Origin of the sequence: Chryseobacterium lathyri (assembly GCF_019970085.1) — a bacterium.
Taxonomy (GTDB): domain Bacteria; phylum Bacteroidota; class Bacteroidia; order Flavobacteriales; family Weeksellaceae; genus Chryseobacterium; species Chryseobacterium lathyri.
In genome coordinates, this window is the sequence record NZ_JAHXYG010000006.1 from 299,900 (window position 1) to 317,619 (window position 17,720).

Below are 17,720 nucleotides of genomic sequence, written 5' to 3' on the forward strand. Positions count from 1 at the left end.
CCCGGCAATAGCTTTATTGCCCGGTCTATATCAAAATTTCTTGTATCTTAGTAAGGAATTATTACTTTCGATGGGTTTATTCTCTTTCAAAAAAAAGAAACCGCCGGTTATCGGCCTTACACTTTCCGGTGGAGGAATGCGTGGAATTGCCCATATCGCAGTACTGAAAGCACTGGAAGAATATAATCTGAAACCGCATATCATTTCAGGGACCAGCGCCGGCTCCATTGTGGGAGCATTTTATTCCTTCGGAAAATCACCGGATGAGATGATGGATATTGTAAAGCAAACAACATTCTTTTCAAGATCTTATCTGAAACTTTCTAAAAACGGTATTTTCAGCTCAAATTTCATCCTGAAACTTTTTAATGATCATTTTCCTGAGAATGATTTTAAAATCTTAAAAATCCCTGTTTACGTTACTGCCACGGAAATGACCCACGGAATTGTGGATTTCTTTTCGGAAGGTGAGCTTTTCGGCCCGCTTCTGGCTTCGTCAAGCGTTCCGTTTATTTTACCTCCTGTGAGAATGGGTGAAAAAATATATGTTGATGGAGGTGTTTTAGATAATCTTCCTATAGAGCCGATCATCGACAAATGTGATTTTTTAATTGCTTCTCACGTCAATTCTATAAGTTATGATGAATTAAGGAAAATGAGCCTGATGAAGGAATTTGACCGTATTCTCCATTTAGCCATTGCAAAATCGGTTTACTCCAAAGCAAAGTCCTGCGACATTTTTTTAGACCCTCCTAAAATGACAAAATTCAGCTTATTCAGTAAGAAAAACCTTGATGTCATGTTTCAGGAAGTTTATGAGTATACCTGTGAAGAACTCGAAAGCAAGGGATATACTAAAAATTTGAGTACCGAAGTGTAAGTGTTTGAATATATAAGCTTACTGTCCGAAAAATAGTCATGTACTAATTCCTTTACAGCTCTTCCTGCTCCAATCTTTTCTTGAATGTTTCGATGGTATCCGGAAGAGATTCATCAGATTTTCCACCCGCAGCATTGATGTGTCCGCCACCACTGAAATATTTTCTGGAAAACTGGTTCACATCCACATCATCCTTACTTCTGAAAGAGATCTTGATAAAATCATCGTACAGGTCTTCCATAAAGAAAGCTGCCATTTTTACTCCTGCAATGCTCAGTCCATAATTGACAAAACCTTCTGTATCTCCTTTCTGGAAACCAAATTCCTTCAGCTCGTTTCTTGTAAGTGACAGCACAGCTACTTTGCCATCATTCACGACTTCTATCCTTCCCAGCACGAGAGCAAGAAGGTGAAGACGGGAAACTGTGTTGGTATCCCATGTGTTCGAGGTTATAACGGAAGGATCAGCTCCTTTTTCTATCAGATTGGCAATAATCCTGTGAGTCGTTGCGCTTGTGGAACGAAAACGGAAACCGCCTGTATCCGTCATGATCCCAGTATAGAGGCATTCTGCAATATCCTGATTGACCAGCCTTTCATCTTCCATTGCTTCAATAAAATGATAAATCATCTGTGAGGTGGCTGGAATCACTGTGTCAGAATACACAAAGTCAAAATTTTCCGGTTGCTGGTGATGGTCGATAAGTATTTTTTTAGCTTTAGATTTAATCAGCCATTCTCCCAATAATCCTATTCTTGAAGGCGAATTAAAATCAAGACAAAAAATAACATCTGCCCCACTGATCAGATCAGATGCATACTTTCTTTTATACTCCCCGATGACCACCTTTTTGGATTCCGGCATCCATTTCAGAAATTTCGGAAAATCATTGGGAACAATCACTTCCACCGGAATTCCCTTTGCCCCAAGATAATGCTTTAATCCCAGACTGGAGCCTATAGCATCGCCATCCGGATTATAATGGGTAAGGATAATTATTTTATTTTCAGGCGTAAGTAATGTGTTGATATCTAAAAGTTCTGCTGGTGTAAACATCGTGTGTTTATTTTTCTTTAAATTTGAGTTTTCAAAGATAGAGCTTTTAAATAAATCAGCTAAATATTATTTCTTTGCACAAAATTTCGTTTCTTAATGCAGTTTATCAATATTGGTATAAAAAGCATTGTCAAATAATTTCTAAAAAAAGATAAGTAAAATTTGTAACTTTTAAAAATTTCTATATCTTTGCAACCTGAAAATTAATAGATTAATTACGATTTAAATATATAGTAATGAGTAAAAGAACATTCCAGCCATCAGAAAGAAAGAAAAGAAACAAACACGGTTTCAGAGAAAGAATGTCTACGCCAAATGGTAGAAGAGTTTTGGCAGCAAGAAGAGCTAAAGGCAGAAAGAGTTTAACTGTTAGTGCAGCCCGCGCTAAGAGATAATATCTCGAATTATCATATACAAATCATGCTTGAAAAGAAGTTTTTCAGGCATTTTTTGTTGTTAAAATTTCCTAAAGTTTAGGGTTTTTAAGCTTCTTTTCTCTATTTTTAAGATCTGAAAAAATATTTTAGAAATAGCACTATAAAATTGAATTATGCCGCATACACATATCTCCGGAGATAATATTATAAGCTTACAGCACGCAAAAATTGCGCAAAAAAACTTTACTGTTCTTTCTGACGTTAATCTTAACATCAAAAAGGGCAGATTCTGTTACCTTATCGGAAAAACAGGTTCCGGAAAAAGCTCGCTTCTGAAAACACTTTACGGACACATTCCTTTAGCATCAGGACATGGAGCTGTGGTAGGTTTTGAACTTGCCAAACTGAGACCATCTGATATTCCTAACCTGAGAAGAAAACTGGGGATTGTATTCCAGGATTTCCAGCTACTTTCTGACAGAACAGTTGAGAAAAATCTGAAATTCGTTCTTGAAGCAACAGGGTGGAGTGATAAAATAAAAATGGAAGACCGCATCAATGAAGTTCTGGGAAGTGTAAACATGAAAAGCAAAAAACACAAGATGCCGCATGAACTTTCAGGTGGGGAGCAGCAGCGTATCGCTATTGCAAGGGCTTTACTTAATCATCCGGATCTTATCCTTGCCGATGAGCCTACAGGAAACCTTGATCCGGAAACATCCAATGAAATCATGACGCTTCTGAAGCAGGTAGCCCTTGAAAACGGAGCCGCAGTAGTAATGGCGACACACGATTACCATATGATCCAGAACTTCCCTGGAGAAGCGATCAGGTGTGAAGACGGAAAAGTTTCCGTGCTGGATACTGCAGAGTTATTTGAATAAGATATAAGATAAAGAATTGCAAATTGGAGGTACAGACTGAATATGACCATCTAACTTCTAACCTCTAGTTTCTAGCTTCTACTTTTAAAGACATGAAACTCCTTCGTGAGTTCAAGATATTGGTCCGAGTATTGTCTCGGACTTTTTTCTATGACAAAATCAGATTCCTCAATAGCCCTTTCTATGAACGAAAATTCCAGAACTAATCTTTTCGTTTTTGAATTCTCAATCCCTTTAATATTAACTTTTCGTTTTAAGAACAATCGGTTTTCTGATGCTATATCAATAAAAACACTGCCGGCCTCAACAGGAATAATAACCGACAAAATACCATGATCAGACAGAAGTTTTGCAGAAACAGAAATAAGCTGCTGGAAATTCAGTTCTACAGTCTGACGTGCTATTTTATCTTTATCAGATCCGGATTCTTCAAAATAAGGAGGATTTGAAACAATAAGATCAAATTTATTTTCTGTATGAAAAGTTTTAAGATCCTGATGGATATTTTTCAGCCTTGAATGAAAAGGAGATTGTTCAAAATTCGTTTTAGTCAGCAGAGCAGCATCTGCATTGATATCAAGACCCAGAAAAGAAGCGTGACCATTTCTCTGAGCAAGCATTAACGAAATCAGGCCGGTTCCGGTTCCTATCTCCAAAACTTCCGAAGCACTCTTTACATCAGCCAGAATACCCAGTAAAACACCGTCTGTTCCTACACGAAAGACCTCTTTCGACTGTTGGATTTCAAAATATTTAAATTTAAAAGGCTTCACTATAGGTTCGTAGGTAGTGTAATGGTAAATGTAGACCCCTTCCCTACTTCTGATTTCACTGCAATCTCCCCTTTATAGTCTTCGATCATTTTTCTTACCATAGAAAGTCCAAGTCCCATACCGCTGTTTTTAGAGGTGAAATTAGGCTCAAATATTCTTTCATACATATTTTCAGGAATCCCGATTCCGTTATCCTGTATGGAAATCATTACCCTTCTCTGATGCTGTTCCACATCTACGTTGATGATCAGCTTACGTTCATCGCTTTGGGCCTGTTTTGCATTGGTTACAAGATTAGTAATGATCCTGGAAAGGTAAATCCTGTCCATATTGATCATAATATTACCTTTATTGGAATGCATAAAAATGCTGTCATCATTAAAAACACGCAGAATATCTTCCACTTCAGTATTAAGATTGATGATTTCATTATTTTTTTCAGGAAGTTTTGCAAATTCTGAGAAAGCTGAGGCAACAGTCGCAATCAGGTCAATCTGATCTACCATAGTCTTGCTCATCTGTTTTACTCTTTCTCTGATATTCGGGTCTTCAGGATCAAATTTTCTTTCAAAATTCTGAATGGTAAGCTTCATTGGAGTAAGAGGGTTTTTAACCTCATGAGCTACCTGTTTTGCCATTTCTCTCCAGGCTTCTTCAGAGGCTTTAAACCGTAGCCTTTCTTTCTGATCCTGGATCTGCAGAATCATTCTGTTATAAGCCCTTGCCAGTGCATTAAGCTCATCATTTTTATAGTACCTGATAGGCCGCATTTCATTTTCAAACAATGTAATACGGGTGATCATATCAGAAAATTTAGTAATATTTTTCGCCAGACTGTTGGACGTTACCCAACTTATCCAGACACTGAACAAAATAAGGAAAATATCTACCAGCAGAATATATTTTATATACTGATGAAGGACATCCAGATAGGCGGATTCATTATGATATAAAGGAATATATACAATTCCTATGGGTTCAAGCTCATTATTTTTTAAAAGGAGATACGATGAAGTACGTCCTGCGTCTTTGGTTTTGTCATATCCTTTAATATCAACTCTTGAATCGGTAGCCAGAATTTTATTGACAATATTGAGTGGGATGGTTTTCTGGTCAATAAGGCTTTCATCTTTATTGGAAAGAAGATAACTTCCTTTCAGATCATAAATCACAATATCATGCTGATTGATATCTGCTATTTCGAAAATCTTATTCCCCAAAACCTGTGGCAGATCCTTTGTCTCAACGAGGGTACGGCTCACAGCATAATCCAGATATCTCATCACGGCATTGGTCTTCTCCTGCATGTCGATATTACTCTGCTGCAGGGAATTATTCCTTAAAACAAAATAGGGAACCAGCGAGGTAGCAACAACACTTAAAAAACATACGAGTAAGAACCCGAAAAACACCCGGTTCCTTAAACTGTATCCTTTATATTTACTTATTGGCATCCTACTTTTTAATTAATCTAGCAATATACTTACCAATGATGTCAAATTCTAAATTAACTTTATCTCCGATTTTAAGATGCTGCATATTCGTAAACTCCCACGTATATGGAATAATAGCTACAGAAAACTGTGTATCTTCACTTTTTGCTACAGTAAGGCTTATTCCGTTTACCGTAATGGACCCCTGCGGAACAGTTACAAAACTACCGTTGTCTTCATATTTAATGGTAATAAAATAGCTTCCGTCTTTATTTTCAATTCCTGCTACTTCACCGGTTTTGTCAACATGTCCCTGTACAATGTGTCCGTCTAATCTTCCGTCCATCTTCATGCATCGCTCAAGATTTACCACAGTACCCACGTCCCATTTTCCAAGATTGGTCTTTTCCAGTGTTTCGTTGATTGCCGTTACTACATATTGATTCTCTTTAATCTCAACAACTGTAAGACAGCATCCGTTATGGGCAAGGCTTTGATCTATTTTTAGCTCGTTCGTAAAAGGGCATGTTAATGTAAAATCTATGTTGCTTCCTTTTTCTTCAATCTTTTCAATAATGCCAACTGCTTCAATAATTCCTGTGAACATATTATTTTTTGCTAAATTTGTAAATTATAATCTTCAAAGATAATCAAAATGAGCCCAAAAAACCATAAAGTACGAGTAGGAATTTCAATCGGTGATTTTAACGGCATCGGTCCGGAGATCATCATGAAATCCCTGAGTGACAAAACCATTACGGATTTTTTCACTCCGGTGATTTTTGGCTCGGGAAAGTTATTTACCTTTCAGAAAAATATTTTCAAACTGAATCTGAACTTCAACTACATTAATGAAGCATCGCAGGCTCAGGCAGGAAAACTGAATATGGTGAACCTCACCAAAGACAATGTGAATGTAGAACTAGGTGTTCCTACAGAAGAATCTACCAAAATGGCTATTGATTCCCTGGAACTGGCCACCGAAGCTTTAATGAAAGGAGAGATTGATGTGCTTGTTACAGCGCCTATCAATAAGGATGAAATGGTAAAAATGGGCTTTAAGCATGCAGGACACACAGGATATTTCGAGGAAAAATTCAGTAAAAAAGGACTGATGTTCCTGGTTACAGAAGATCTGAAAGTAGCTGTTTCTACCCATCACATCCCCATTGCCAGTGTTGCAGAAAATATTTCCAAAGAAAAAATAAAAAAACAGATCAGAGCCCTGAACCAAACATTAATAGAAGATTTCTGCATACAAAAACCAAAAATTGCAGTATTGGGGCTAAACCCTCACGCTGGAGACGGAGGTGTGATCGGAAAAGAAGAGATCGAGATTATAGAGCCAGCAATAAAAGAGCTTTCTGATAATGGAATATTAGCGTTTGGACCTTATCCTGCAGACAGTTTCTTCCAGCCTAATAAATACAAAAGCTTTGATGCTGTTTTAGCCATGTACCATGATCAGGGACTTGCCCCATTCAAAACATTAGCCTATGAAGAAGGCGTAAACTATACAGCAGGACTTCCGTTTATCAGGACGTCTCCGGACCACGGAGTGGCCTACGATATTGCAGGAAAAAACATTGCTGATGAGCAGAGTTTTACTGAAGCTATTTTCACTGCTATTAAGATTTTTAAGAACAGAAGCGAATATAATGACCTGATGAGCAATCGTATGCAGCCAAGAAAAATGGCTGTTGATAACGGAGTAGATGAAGATCTTCCTGATGAAAACGAAGGATAAATTGTTAAAACAAATTTTAAATTAATTTGTTATGTATTTTATTTGTTATTATAAAAAAATTGCATATTTTTGCACACTCATTTTATGGACAAGTTAAGAAACTATGACGTAAGCTTTTCCGGACTTAAAAACGGGAAGCACGTGTTCAAATTTGAGATAGATAAAACGTTCTTTCAATTATTTGACACTGAACAGGAATTTACAAATCCTAAAATAACAGCTGATGTTTTTCTTGAAAAGCATACTACATTTTTAGAATTTGAGATCAAAGTACATGGAACAGTAGAGCTTATTTGTGATATCACAAATGATGAATTCGACTACCCTATTGAAAACGAGATCGGAATTTTAGTGCATTTTGGCGAAGAATACGACGACAGCAATGAAGATGTCATTACCATCCCAGCCTCAGATCACGCATTCAATGTGGCACAGCTGATCTATGAAAATGTACAGCTTTCTATACCGATGAAGAAAATTTCACCGAATGTAAGCGATGAAGATCTGGAAATTCTGAACAGGTTCAGTCCAAAAGATATTGAGGAACCCGAAGAGGAAAATCATGAGAGCGATCCCAGATGGGACGCATTGAGAAAATTAAAAGACAATAATTAAATAAAATAATTTAAATATGATGAGATGATGAATCTCATCGCTCATCAATTAAAAAAGTTATTCAAAATGGCACATCCTAAGAGAAGACAGTCGTCCACAAGAAGAGATAAGAGAAGAACTCATTATAAAGCAGTAGTTCCTCAATTAGCGAAAGATGCAACAACTGGTGAACTTCACCTTTACCACAGAGCTCACTGGCATGAAGGAAAACTTTACTACAGAGGTAAAGTAGTATTGGAAAAAGAAGTAGCAACTACAGAAGAAAACTAAGAGTCGCTTTTCACTGAAAAAGCCTCATTTTAATACAAAAACCGCCCAATTTTGATAAAATTAGGCGGTTTTTTGTTGTTTTTTGTGTTTTTTTGGTATCTTTGGGACAAAATCAAATATCAAATTTATGGACATTAAAGACATACAAAATCTTATCAAGTTTGTATCTAAAGCTGAAGTTTCAGAAGTAAAATACAAAACTAAAGATTTCGAAATCACTATTAAAACTCCATTAGCCGGTAGCGATGCGGTTTATGCACAACCAGCAGTTTACCATACAGCTCCTCAGGCTGCAGCGGCTCCTGCTCCTGTAGCAGCTCAGGCAGCGGCTCCTGCTGAAAAAGCAGAAGCAGTATCTGATGACAGCAAATATGTGGCTATCAAATCTCCTATGATCGGTACTTTCTACAGAAAGCCTTCACCAGATAAAGATGTATTTGTAAATGTCGGTGACGAAGTTTCTGCAGGAAAAGTAGTTTGTGTAATCGAAGCAATGAAGTTATTCAACCAGATCGATTCTGAGATCAGCGGAAAAATCGTGAAGATCCTGGTAGACGATGCTACTCCGGTAGAATACGACCAGCCTTTATTCTTAGTAGATCCATCTTAATTTAGAAGTTAGATGTTAGACATTAGATGTTAGACTTAATTCTGCATTCAAAATAACATTACCTAATTTTCAAATTATCTAATTTTCAAATTGAAGAAGATGTTCAAAAAAATATTAATAGCCAATCGTGGCGAAATTGCAATGCGTATTTTACGTACATGCAAAGAAATGGGGATCAAAACCGTTGCAGTATATTCTACTGCCGACAAAGACAGTCTTCACGTAAGATTTGCTGATGAAGCGGTTTGTATAGGCCCTCCTATGAGTAAGGACTCTTACCTTAAAATCCCTAATATTATTGCTGCAGCAGAAATCACTAATGCTGACGCCATTCATCCAGGTTACGGATTCTTGTCTGAAAATGCTAATTTCTCAAGAATCTGCCAGAAAAATAACATCAAGTTTATTGGTGCTTCTCCTGAACAGATTGAAAAAATGGGCGATAAGGCAAACGCTAAAGCAACGATGAAAGCAGCAGGAGTACCATGTGTACCTGGTTCTGACGGGTTAATTGAATCTTACGAGCATGCCGTAAAAGTGGCTGAAGAAACAGGATATCCTGTCATGATCAAAGCTACCGCAGGCGGTGGTGGAAAAGGAATGAGAGCTGTATGGAAAGCTGAAGATCTTAAAGACCACTGGGAATCTGCGATTCAGGAAGCTGTAGCGGCCTTCGGGAATGGAGGAATGTACATGGAGAAACTGATTGAAGAGCCAAGACATATCGAGATTCAGGTTGCAGGTGACCAATTTGGTAAAGCATGCCACCTTTCTGAAAGAGATTGTTCCGTACAGAGAAGAAACCAGAAGTTAACTGAAGAAACACCTTCTCCATTTATGACTGACGAACTTCGTGAGAAAATGGGTGAAGCTGCTGTAAAAGCTGCAGAATTTATTGGGTATGAAGGAGTGGGAACTATTGAATTCCTTGTAGACAAGCACAGAAATTTCTATTTCATGGAGATGAATACAAGAATCCAGGTAGAACATCCTATCACTGAGCAGGTAATTGATTATGACCTGATCAGAGAGCAGATTCTTCTTGCTGCAGGAACGCCTATCTCGGGAATCAACTACTACCCGAAATTACACTCAATTGAGTGCAGAATCAATGCTGAAGATCCATATGCAGACTTCAGACCTTCTCCGGGGAAAATCACAGGATTAAATATCCCTGGCGGACACGGAATCAGAGTAGATACTCACGTATATTCGGGATACACAATTCCTTCCAACTATGACTCAATGATCGCTAAGCTTATCACTACGGCTCAAACCCGTGAGGAAGCTATCGCTAAAATGAGACGAGCATTAGAAGAATTCTATATTGAAGGGGTAAAAACAACTATTCCGTTCCACAGACAGCTGATGGATAATGAAGATTATCTGGTCGGAAACTATACGACAAAATTCATGGAAGATTTTGTAATGGATAGAAAATATGATAATCACTAAGATTATTGATCTATAAATTTTAAACTGCCTCAAACGAGGCAGTTTTTTTATACCCAATTTTGCAAAACTTCATTTTTTGAGAAAAATATTGATCTGCATTTCAAAATCCTTCCACTCGTCCTGTCTATCGGAAGTTAACAAACCCTTAATGTAAAAACCTATAAACAACTGATTACCAATAAACAAATAACCTAACAACTGTTAGTCGAAGAATTACGACACTTTTTAAAATTCTTTTAATTTTTTTTTCCTGATAATATAATTACTTCTAAATTTGGTGACATAAGATATCCAATCACACAATATTAACATTTAAAATTTACTAATCATGGCAGAAAGAAATTCAAGAGGAATTATAAAATTCAATGGCGGTGAAGGACAGAAGTTATTAAAACTTAACTACAGTGTATCCCGTTCTACAGATGTATCAGGAAGAGTAGCATCAGATCCTTCCAATGCTCTCATCAAAATCACAGTTGAAGCTACAGAAAAATCAGATATTCTGGAAAGTCTTCTGAACGGAAAATACAAACCTACAACCGGAGAAGTAACGTTCAACAAATCTCACGAAGAAGGAACACTGACTACTCTGAAATGGGAAAACGGATATGTAATTCAGCACGAAGTAGATTTTGACGCGGTAGATGACAACAGTATGTACATCAGCTTCGTCGTGAGTGCCGAGCATATTGATCTGGGTAATTCTTCTTATAGAGCAGAATGGCCTACATCTTAAGAATATAATTTCTATATCAAAAAACAGCGGACAGAATGGTAACCCGAAGTGAGGGATACTGTTCTGTCTTTTTTGTTGTATTGACTGTCACTATTTTAACCTAAAAAATATACCCTAAAAATGGTTAAGCTTATTTATAAAAACAAATAATGATCGCTAATATTTCTTTTAAATGAGTTCCCACAATATGATCCGAAAAACTTCCCGTACTTTATTAATATGATAATAACAACATCCTAAAAATAATAGAACCCATTCCGGAAAGATATAAAACCTACACCCCTTGATCAGGAAAAGAAATATTTTCTAGAAGAGCATAACATAGCCTTAAAATACACTTTAAATCCCCAGTTGTACTGTATTACGTTTTTGTTCATGCATCTCATTAATAATGCTTAAATTTGTCAAAAACCGAAACATATGTCAACAGCAGCAACAGCAAAAAACTCACAGTATTTTATTGACCTTGAAGACAAACATGGAGCACATAACTATCACCCTCTTCCAGTGGTTCTTGACCGCGGCGAAGGCGTTTTTGTATGGGACGTGGAAGGCAAAAAATATTATGATTTTCTTTCAGCATATTCTGCTGTGAACCAAGGACATTCCCACCCTAAAATTGTGGCAGCTTTGGTAGATCAGGCCCAGAAACTGGCCCTGACATCAAGAGCATTTTACAATTCAAAATTAGGCGAGTATGAGCAAAAAATCACTTCCCTTTTTGGATTTGATAAGGTACTTCCTATGAATTCCGGAGCTGAAGCCGTAGAAACAGCCGTAAAATTAGCCAGAAAATGGAGTTACGAAGTAAAAGGAATTTCAGAAAATGCAGCCAAGATCATCGTATGCGAAAATAATTTCCACGGAAGAACAACTACCATTGTTTCTTTCTCCAATGATCCTGATGCCAACCAGAACTATGGACCTTTCACACCCGGATTCATAAAAATCCCTTACAATGATACTGCAGTATTAGAAGAAGTTCTGAACAGAGAAGCAGGAAATATCGCTGCATTTTTAGTGGAGCCTATCCAGGGTGAAGCCGGTGTTTACGTTCCGGATGAAGGTTTCCTGAAAAACGCTTCTGAATTATGTAAAAAACATAACGTACTGTTTATTGCAGATGAGGTGCAGACCGGTATCGCAAGAACAGGGCAGCTTATTGCATGCCACCATGAAAATGTACAGCCTGATATTCTTATCTTAGGAAAGGCCCTTTCCGGAGGAATGTATCCTGTTTCCGCAGTATTGGCTAATGACAGCATCATGAATGTAATCAAGCCGGGACAGCACGGTTCTACCTTTGGAGGAAATCCTATTGCATGCGCCGTAGCCGTAGCAGCATTGGATGTGGTTGCCGATGAGAAACTGTCCGAAAGAGCCGAACAGCTGGGACAACTTTTCAGAGCCGAAATCGAAAAAATTATCGAAAAAAACAGTCTTATTACCAAAGTAAGAGGAAAAGGCCTTTTGAATGCTATTTTAATTAATGATACTCCGGACAGCTCTACAGCATGGAACCTTTGCCTGCAGTTAAAAGAAAATGGACTTTTGGCCAAACCTACCCACGGAAATATCATCAGACTGGCACCACCTTTGGTTATTACAGAAGAGCAGCTTTTAGACTGTGTCAGAATCATTGAAAAAACTATTACAGAATTTCGTTAATGAAGTTATCAGTCTGTTATATTGTTTTAAATGGAGAAAGAGTCATTGAAAAAAGCATCAGCAGCGTCTACGAGATTGCTGATGAGATAATAGTCGTTGATTCTTTTTCCACAGACAAAACTGAGGAAATCTGTATGGGGTTTCCGAAGGTAAAATTTATCAGAAAAAAATTTCACGGCTTCGGCTGTCAGAAAAACTATACCCTGTCTGAAGCTTCCGGAGAGTGGATCCTGTTTTTGGATTCCGATGAAGTTCCGGATAAAACGGCTGTTGATGCTATCAAAGAAATTTTAACCAGTTCCAATCCTTCCTATAACGTCTATGAGATCCATTTCAACAATATTCTGCTGAAGAAAACCATACAATATGGCGGCTGGGGTAATGTGTGGAGAGAAAGATTCTTCAGAAAAGGGCACGGAAAATATTCTGACGATTTGGTACATGAATGCTTTATTACACAGGATAAAAAAGGAAGGCTTCCCGGAAATATTGATCACTACACCTATAAAAGCATTGCCCATCATATTGAAAAGATCAATAATTACACACAGCTGATGGCAGAAAAAAAGGTTTTGAACGGGAAATCAGTGTCTCTTTTTAAAATTATATTTTCTCCTTTTTATGACTTCATGAAAACCTATTTTTTTAAACTGGGCTTTCTGGATGGCGTCGCCGGATTTTATATCTCAATCACCGGAGCATTTTACACCTTTCTGAAGTATATAAAAATTAACGAGATCCATAAATTCAAATAATTCTTCGGATTAAAACTAAACAGCCAGCTCAATTCTATTGCAGCCGGCTGTTCTGTTATATGATGCCGTAGATTTAATCATCTAATGCAGGTTGTTATAAAAAATAGCCGGATGGCCTCTATTTATCGCTTTATTGTCCTTACTTAATACTTCTTACTTAACTTTGTGATCAAGTTGTTTGCTAGCTTAAATCTTATTTTAAGCTATTTTTAAGTTAATGCGTTCAATATTTAATTAATTTTGAATCTTGTAACAGATGTCTTTTTTTGTAGACTCATACATTATTCAATCAGTTAGTCAGTAATAAACAATAGAATTATATAAACCGTAAATAATTTTATAGACAGCATTATATAAAACACGGTTTATACATTCATATAGCCATGCTCAGATTTATTAAAAGAACATTCGGATTCTCAGGAACAGAAAGTGTCCGCATTCTCATGTATCATAAAGTTTTGCCGGAGAAAAAAATTTCCGGCAAAGATTTGCTGACCGTTTCGGCAGAAGATCTGGAACAGCAGTTTAAGTACATTAAAAATAATTATAACACCTTATTTTTTAATGAACTGAAAACCAACATCCAGTTGAAAAACAAACTCATTCTCACTTTTGATGATGGCTACCTCAACAATCTTCAATACTTAGTTCCTTTGCTGGAAAAATACTGTTTGAAAGCCACCATCTTCATTCCAACCGAACTTATCCAGAAAAGCGAAGCGGATGAAAACCGCCAGCTCATGACATTTGACGAGATCAGATCGCTAAATCCTGAAATCGTTGAAATTGCGCTTCATAGCCACTCTCATAAGAACTTTTCTCAGATCTCACTTCAGGAAGCAGCAGATGATATTCATAAAAACATCCGTACCCTGGAAGAAAAAGCAATCCCTTTCACCAAGGTACTCGCCTACCCTTACGGCAAATTCCCTAAGAAAGGGGAACAAAAAAAAGAATTTTTCTCCCTACTCGAAAAAGCAGGAATTATTTCTGCAGTACGCATCGGTAACAATATTGCCTATTATCCCTGGAAAAATAAATTTGAGATTAAAAGAATTGATATCAGGGGAGGTGACAGTTTCGATGTATTTAAGTGGAAATTAAGGCTCGGAAAGATTAAACTTTAATTCAGTAGTTCATGGTAAAGCTTTTCATAAGCTCCTGCCATTTCCAGGTATCCGAATTTTAGGGCTCTCTGCTTTAACTGTACAGCATATTCATCCGTTCCGGAGCCGTAAGCCTGCATTCCGGATGCATAAACCTGCTGCATATGTTCCGCTGAAAAGTCATCAAAATAAAAAGCCAAATCTCCCCCTATCTCAGGAAGGCTTGTTAATGTGCTTAAAAAAACAGGCTTTCCAAAATACATGGCTTCCACAGGAGGAATACCAAAACCTTCTGCCAATGAAGGATGGCAATATGATTCGCAATGCTGAAGAAGAAAATATTTTTCGTTATTATCTATATTTTCCAGGATGTGCACTTTATCTTCCAGTCCCAGAGTTTTTATTTTCTCTAAAAATTTCTCTTTATAGGCAGATTTTGCAGATGAAGTTACCAATACCAGGTCTCTGTCATTTTTTGAAATAAGATCCAGAAGTACATCCTGATTTTTTTTGGGGAAAAGCACTCCGATATTTAAAATATATTTCTTCCCGATGAAACTGTACCTGTTCTTAGAAGTGAACTCCGTGGTTTCGGGAAAAATGAGTCCGTTATAGACTACTGTTACTTTAACGTCATTTTTTAAAGTAAAAAGCTTCCTGTTCTTAAGAAAATCTTCTTTTACAAATTCTGAGATACAAACGATGGCATCTGCATTACCTATATTTTTCTGAACCAGCTTTGTGTCTTTTTTCACTTTTTGTTCCAGGCTTCCATCGTGAAGAAAATTAAGATCATGAAGCGTTACTACCTTTTTTTGTCCTTTTTTTACGGTATGAAAATATTTGGAAAGCTGATGAGCGGTATGAATCAGAGAAAAAGGCTGAGTATTTATAGAAAATTTCTTCTGCCAGAACTTCCAGTCGATAATATTAAAGTTTTTTTTCGTCTCTGGAATATTTTTTTTAGGCCCGTAAAAAGTATACTCAAAATCAGAGGTTTTCTCGTCCAGACCCTTTATTAATGAAACACATACGTTGGCAATCCCCGACTTCGGGTACTTTAATCTTTCGACATCAATAAGAATTTTCTTTTGCATTCCGGTCAGGCTTTTCATCAAAAATATAAATTTAAATATGAAATTTTTATTTTTGCATTATGAAAATTTGTTTAATCAGCTTCGATTTCTGGAATTATGATGAACACATAGTGGAAAAACTGAGTGATAAAGGCATTGAAGCATGCCACATCAACATCGGAGCCTTTACCCACAAAAATACCGGAGAGCGTATAAAAAACACGTTCAGCAAGATTTTTCTGGGCAAAAATCCAAAATATCACAAAAGACAAAGTTTCATACTGGAGTCTCTGGAAAAAATAGGACGACAGGATCAAATCCTGGTCATCAATCCTGAGGCTATTGACGAAAGCATCCATCAGAAGATCAGAGAATATACAGACCGGAACATTGCCTATCTGTATGACAGCATGGCGCGGAACCCGGCTACCCATCTTCTACATTATTTTGATACAATATTTTCTTTTGATGATGAAGATGTAAAGAACTTCGGATTCGAAAAGATTACCAATTATAATTACTTGGACCATATTCCGGCATCCAAGCAGCGTCCGAAGCTGGACCTGTTTTACATCACATCGTATGACCAAAAAAGGCTTTCTGCCCTAAATATGTTGATCAACCGTATACATCCAATGAAAATAAAATTTGAGGTGTATATGGTTGGAAAAAAGGGCTGGAAAAATAAACTGAACCAGATCATTGATAAAAAGAATATTGATATTTTAAAGTTCGGAAGAAAAAAGATACCTCATCACGTACTTCCCGCCTATTATAAGAATACCAAAGTTATCCTTGACCTGATGCGGGCCGACCAGACCGGACTCAGCTTCAGAATATTTGAAGCCATGGCTCTGGAAAAGAAAATTATTACTGATAACCCCACCATCAAAACGTATGATTTTTATAATCCCAATAACATTTTGGTGCTGGATAAGAATTTCCGTAATCTGAAAAAAGATTTTTTCACTACACCATACGAAAAACTGCCTGAAGAAGTTTATTATAAGTATACTCTCGACCATTGGGTGAACACTGTATTTAAACTGAATTCATGAAAGAAATAAAAAATGTACTTATTGTAACCCGGGAATACAAATCTTCCCGAACTCCTAAAGTAGGCGGAACAGGCGTTTTTTATAAAAATTTATGCGCAGAACTTGTAAAGAGAGGGATCTCAGTACATGTTTTCCTGATTTCAAAATATGTATTTGATATAGAGGAAAACGGTGTAAAGATCCATTCAATCAAAGATATTTTCAAAGCCAATCCTCTTCTTGAACTGCTGAGGTCTTTTACCGGAAAGCTGAAAATTCTTGAGCAGATTCATTTTAAAACCTATTTATACGAGAAAAAAAGCATCTCTAATCAGATCAGTTCCTGGATCAGTAAGAATAATCTTCATTTTGACATTGCAGAAACCCATGACTTTGACGGTCTGGCACTTTCCATCCCTAAAGAAATTCCTTATGTGATCAGATGCCATGGCTCATGGTCTGTTCTGGAAAAATATTTTGGCTATAAAAAAGTGCATAAGGGAAGAATCTTCTGTGAAAAAGCTGCCTTTAAAAGTTCCGAAAATATTATTACGATATCCCGGTATAATGAGAAGATCAATAAGAATCTGTTTGGTATCAAAGATCCGAAACTCATTTACAACGGCATTGATGAACAGTTCTACAAACCTGTAGAAAATGTAGAAATCATTCCCAAATCTGTATTTTTTCTGGGAAATGTTTCTTTTGAAAAAGGGGCAGAAACTCTGATCAGTGCTTTTATTAAGCTCAAAAAAAAATATCCTGAAGCATCGCTTCATTTCATAGGAAAGCCCAATCATTATCCGGCCTATATCACTGAGAACATCCCTGATATGGAGACCCGGAATTCAATCCATTTCTATGGCAATAAACCGGGAGAGGAAATTGTACAGCTCATCGGCAAAGCAGAGGTGGTGTGTTTCCCCTCTAAAGGTGAAAATTTTAGCTTATCTTTGCTCGAGGTAATGGCCATGCAGAAACCTATTGTATGTTCTGCGATAGATTCCTTTAAAGAAATCATAGAGGAACCTGCGAATGGGCTGATTGCCGGGGAAGGAAACTTCCACGAAAAAATAAGTCTTATTTTTGAAGACGATGAGCTGAGAAACAGGATATCAGTCAATGCACGAAAATTAATAGAATCTAAATTCGGCATTGATATGATGGTGGATGAAACCATAAGTTATTATACAGAAATTATAGAAAAATACAAACTGTAATATTTCCGGAAATAACGAACG

General features: G+C 37.0%; 19 protein-coding genes. 14 read left to right on the forward strand and 5 right to left on the reverse strand.

The annotated features are described in order from the left end of the window. Positions 1–40: 40 nt before the first annotated feature. Positions 41–880: a patatin-like phospholipase family protein gene (locus LC418_RS19695; RefSeq protein WP_223560372.1), complete on the forward strand. Its 840-nt coding sequence runs from the start codon at positions 41–43 to the stop codon at positions 878–880. Positions 881–932: 52 nt separating this feature from the next. Here LC418_RS19695 and LC418_RS19700 read toward each other — a convergent pair whose 3' ends face one another. Next, positions 933–1,937, reverse strand: coding sequence for a DHH family phosphoesterase (locus LC418_RS19700; protein ID WP_111955546.1), 1,005 nt, complete (start codon positions 1,935–1,937; stop codon positions 933–935). 236 nt (positions 1,938–2,173) lie between these two features. On the opposite strand from LC418_RS19700, the gene rpmH reads away from it, so the two are divergent. Both rpmH and LC418_RS19710 read left to right on the forward strand, forming a co-directional pair. Further along, positions 2,174–2,332, forward strand: coding sequence for a 50S ribosomal protein L34 (rpmH, locus tag LC418_RS19705; RefSeq protein WP_034701860.1), 159 nt, complete (start codon positions 2,174–2,176; stop codon positions 2,330–2,332). A gap of 155 nt (positions 2,333–2,487) precedes the next feature. Further along, positions 2,488–3,198: a cell division ATP-binding protein FtsE gene (locus LC418_RS19710; protein WP_111955548.1), complete on the forward strand. Its 711-nt coding sequence runs from the start codon at positions 2,488–2,490 to the stop codon at positions 3,196–3,198. 71 nt (positions 3,199–3,269) lie between these two features. Here the strand turns inward: LC418_RS19710 and LC418_RS19715 are convergent, their stop codons facing one another. The 3 genes from LC418_RS19715 to LC418_RS19725 are packed head-to-tail and all read right to left on the reverse strand — an operon-like array spanning position 3,270 to position 6,011. Beyond that, on the reverse strand, positions 3,270–3,971 hold the full coding sequence (locus LC418_RS19715) for a tRNA1(Val) (adenine(37)-N6)-methyltransferase (protein ID WP_223560373.1): 702 nt from the start codon (positions 3,969–3,971) through the stop codon (positions 3,270–3,272). Next, positions 3,971–5,425 (reverse strand): sensor histidine kinase, encoded by a 1,455-nt coding sequence (locus LC418_RS19720; protein WP_223560374.1) that lies wholly within the window; start codon positions 5,423–5,425, stop codon positions 3,971–3,973. Before LC418_RS19720 ends, LC418_RS19715 begins: the two co-directional genes overlap by 1 nt. A gap of 1 nt (position 5,426) precedes the next feature. Next, on the reverse strand, positions 5,427–6,011 hold the full coding sequence (locus tag LC418_RS19725; RefSeq protein WP_223560375.1) for a riboflavin synthase: 585 nt from the start codon (positions 6,009–6,011) through the stop codon (positions 5,427–5,429). A 48-nt stretch (positions 6,012–6,059) separates the two neighbouring features. Here LC418_RS19725 and pdxA point away from each other — a divergent pair, with 48 nt between their 5' ends. From pdxA to LC418_RS19770, 9 genes are all read left to right on the forward strand, one after another. Then, entirely contained in the window at positions 6,060–7,151 is a 1,092-nt protein-coding gene (pdxA, locus tag LC418_RS19730; RefSeq protein WP_111955556.1) for a 4-hydroxythreonine-4-phosphate dehydrogenase PdxA, read from the forward strand. 84 nt (positions 7,152–7,235) lie between these two features. Continuing rightward, entirely contained in the window at positions 7,236–7,766 is a 531-nt protein-coding gene (locus LC418_RS19735) for a YceD family protein (RefSeq protein WP_111955558.1), read from the forward strand. Between the two features lie 66 nt (positions 7,767–7,832). Then, positions 7,833–8,036 carry a 50S ribosomal protein L32 gene (rpmF, locus tag LC418_RS19740; protein WP_007843326.1) on the forward strand — a complete coding sequence of 68 codons (204 nt, stop codon included), beginning with the start codon at positions 7,833–7,835 and terminating at the stop codon, positions 8,034–8,036. 127 nt (positions 8,037–8,163) lie between these two features. Next, the gene (gene accB / locus LC418_RS19745) at positions 8,164–8,646 is read left to right on the forward strand and encodes an acetyl-CoA carboxylase biotin carboxyl carrier protein (protein WP_111955560.1); all 483 of its coding nucleotides are present in this window, start codon (positions 8,164–8,166) and stop codon (positions 8,644–8,646) included. A gap of 99 nt (positions 8,647–8,745) precedes the next feature. Further along, positions 8,746–10,101 (forward strand): acetyl-CoA carboxylase biotin carboxylase subunit, encoded by a 1,356-nt coding sequence (accC, locus tag LC418_RS19750; RefSeq protein WP_223560376.1) that lies wholly within the window; start codon positions 8,746–8,748, stop codon positions 10,099–10,101. Positions 10,102–10,429: 328 nt separating this feature from the next. Further along, complete coding sequence (gene tssD / locus LC418_RS19755) at positions 10,430–10,837, forward strand: type VI secretion system tube protein TssD (RefSeq protein ID WP_223560377.1); 408 nt, start codon at positions 10,430–10,432, stop codon at positions 10,835–10,837. Between the two features lie 420 nt (positions 10,838–11,257). Next, positions 11,258–12,505 carry an ornithine--oxo-acid transaminase gene (rocD, locus tag LC418_RS19760; RefSeq protein ID WP_223560378.1) on the forward strand — a complete coding sequence of 416 codons (1,248 nt, stop codon included), beginning with the start codon at positions 11,258–11,260 and terminating at the stop codon, positions 12,503–12,505. Continuing rightward, a complete protein-coding gene (locus tag LC418_RS19765) occupies positions 12,505–13,260 on the forward strand; it encodes a glycosyltransferase family 2 protein (RefSeq protein WP_223560379.1) in 756 nt (251 codons plus the stop codon). The genes rocD and LC418_RS19765 overlap by 1 nt, the downstream gene beginning before the upstream one ends. A gap of 383 nt (positions 13,261–13,643) precedes the next feature. Continuing rightward, entirely contained in the window at positions 13,644–14,387 is a 744-nt protein-coding gene (locus tag LC418_RS19770; protein ID WP_223560380.1) for a polysaccharide deacetylase family protein, read from the forward strand. Here LC418_RS19770 and LC418_RS19775 read toward each other — a convergent pair. Continuing rightward, on the reverse strand, positions 14,384–15,481 hold the full coding sequence (locus LC418_RS19775; protein WP_223560381.1) for a glycosyltransferase family 4 protein: 1,098 nt from the start codon (positions 15,479–15,481) through the stop codon (positions 14,384–14,386). The genes LC418_RS19770 and LC418_RS19775 overlap by 4 nt on opposite strands. Positions 15,482–15,522: 41 nt before the next feature. Between LC418_RS19775 and LC418_RS19780 the strand changes: the two genes are divergently transcribed. Next, positions 15,523–16,500 (forward strand): WaaS/CpsH family glycosyltransferase, encoded by a 978-nt coding sequence (locus tag LC418_RS19780; RefSeq protein WP_223560382.1) that lies wholly within the window; start codon positions 15,523–15,525, stop codon positions 16,498–16,500. After that, positions 16,497–17,699, forward strand: coding sequence for a glycosyltransferase family 4 protein (locus tag LC418_RS19785; RefSeq protein WP_223560383.1), 1,203 nt, complete (start codon positions 16,497–16,499; stop codon positions 17,697–17,699). The genes LC418_RS19780 and LC418_RS19785 overlap by 4 nt, the downstream gene beginning before the upstream one ends. Positions 17,700–17,720: the final 21 nt, after the last annotated feature.

Excerpts from the sequence above, each read along its gene's own strand:
- LC418_RS19700 (WP_111955546.1), bottom strand. The coding sequence starts at position 1,937 with ATGTTTACACCAGCAGAACTTTTAGATATCAACACATTACTTACGCCT.
- LC418_RS19710 (WP_111955548.1), top strand. The coding sequence starts at position 2,488 with ATGCCGCATACACATATCTCCGGAGATAATATTATAAGCTTACAGCAC.
- LC418_RS19770 (WP_223560380.1), top strand. The coding sequence starts at position 13,644 with ATGCTCAGATTTATTAAAAGAACATTCGGATTCTCAGGAACAGAAAGT.
- pdxA (WP_111955556.1), top strand. The coding sequence starts at position 6,060 with ATGAGCCCAAAAAACCATAAAGTACGAGTAGGAATTTCAATCGGTGAT.
- LC418_RS19785 (WP_223560383.1), top strand. The coding sequence starts at position 16,497 with ATGAAAGAAATAAAAAATGTACTTATTGTAACCCGGGAATACAAATCT.
- accC (WP_223560376.1), top strand. The coding sequence starts at position 8,746 with ATGTTCAAAAAAATATTAATAGCCAATCGTGGCGAAATTGCAATGCGT.
- LC418_RS19780 (WP_223560382.1), top strand. The coding sequence starts at position 15,523 with ATGAAAATTTGTTTAATCAGCTTCGATTTCTGGAATTATGATGAACAC.
- tssD (WP_223560377.1), top strand. The coding sequence starts at position 10,430 with ATGGCAGAAAGAAATTCAAGAGGAATTATAAAATTCAATGGCGGTGAA.
- rpmF (WP_007843326.1), top strand. The coding sequence starts at position 7,833 with ATGGCACATCCTAAGAGAAGACAGTCGTCCACAAGAAGAGATAAGAGA.
- rocD (WP_223560378.1), top strand. The coding sequence starts at position 11,258 with ATGTCAACAGCAGCAACAGCAAAAAACTCACAGTATTTTATTGACCTT.
- accB (WP_111955560.1), top strand. The coding sequence starts at position 8,164 with ATGGACATTAAAGACATACAAAATCTTATCAAGTTTGTATCTAAAGCT.
- LC418_RS19735 (WP_111955558.1), top strand. The coding sequence starts at position 7,236 with ATGGACAAGTTAAGAAACTATGACGTAAGCTTTTCCGGACTTAAAAAC.
- LC418_RS19765 (WP_223560379.1), top strand. The coding sequence starts at position 12,505 with ATGAAGTTATCAGTCTGTTATATTGTTTTAAATGGAGAAAGAGTCATT.
- LC418_RS19720 (WP_223560374.1), bottom strand. The coding sequence starts at position 5,425 with ATGCCAATAAGTAAATATAAAGGATACAGTTTAAGGAACCGGGTGTTT.
- LC418_RS19775 (WP_223560381.1), bottom strand. The coding sequence starts at position 15,481 with ATGAAAAGCCTGACCGGAATGCAAAAGAAAATTCTTATTGATGTCGAA.
- LC418_RS19725 (WP_223560375.1), bottom strand. The coding sequence starts at position 6,011 with ATGTTCACAGGAATTATTGAAGCAGTTGGCATTATTGAAAAGATTGAA.
- rpmH (WP_034701860.1), top strand. The coding sequence starts at position 2,174 with ATGAGTAAAAGAACATTCCAGCCATCAGAAAGAAAGAAAAGAAACAAA.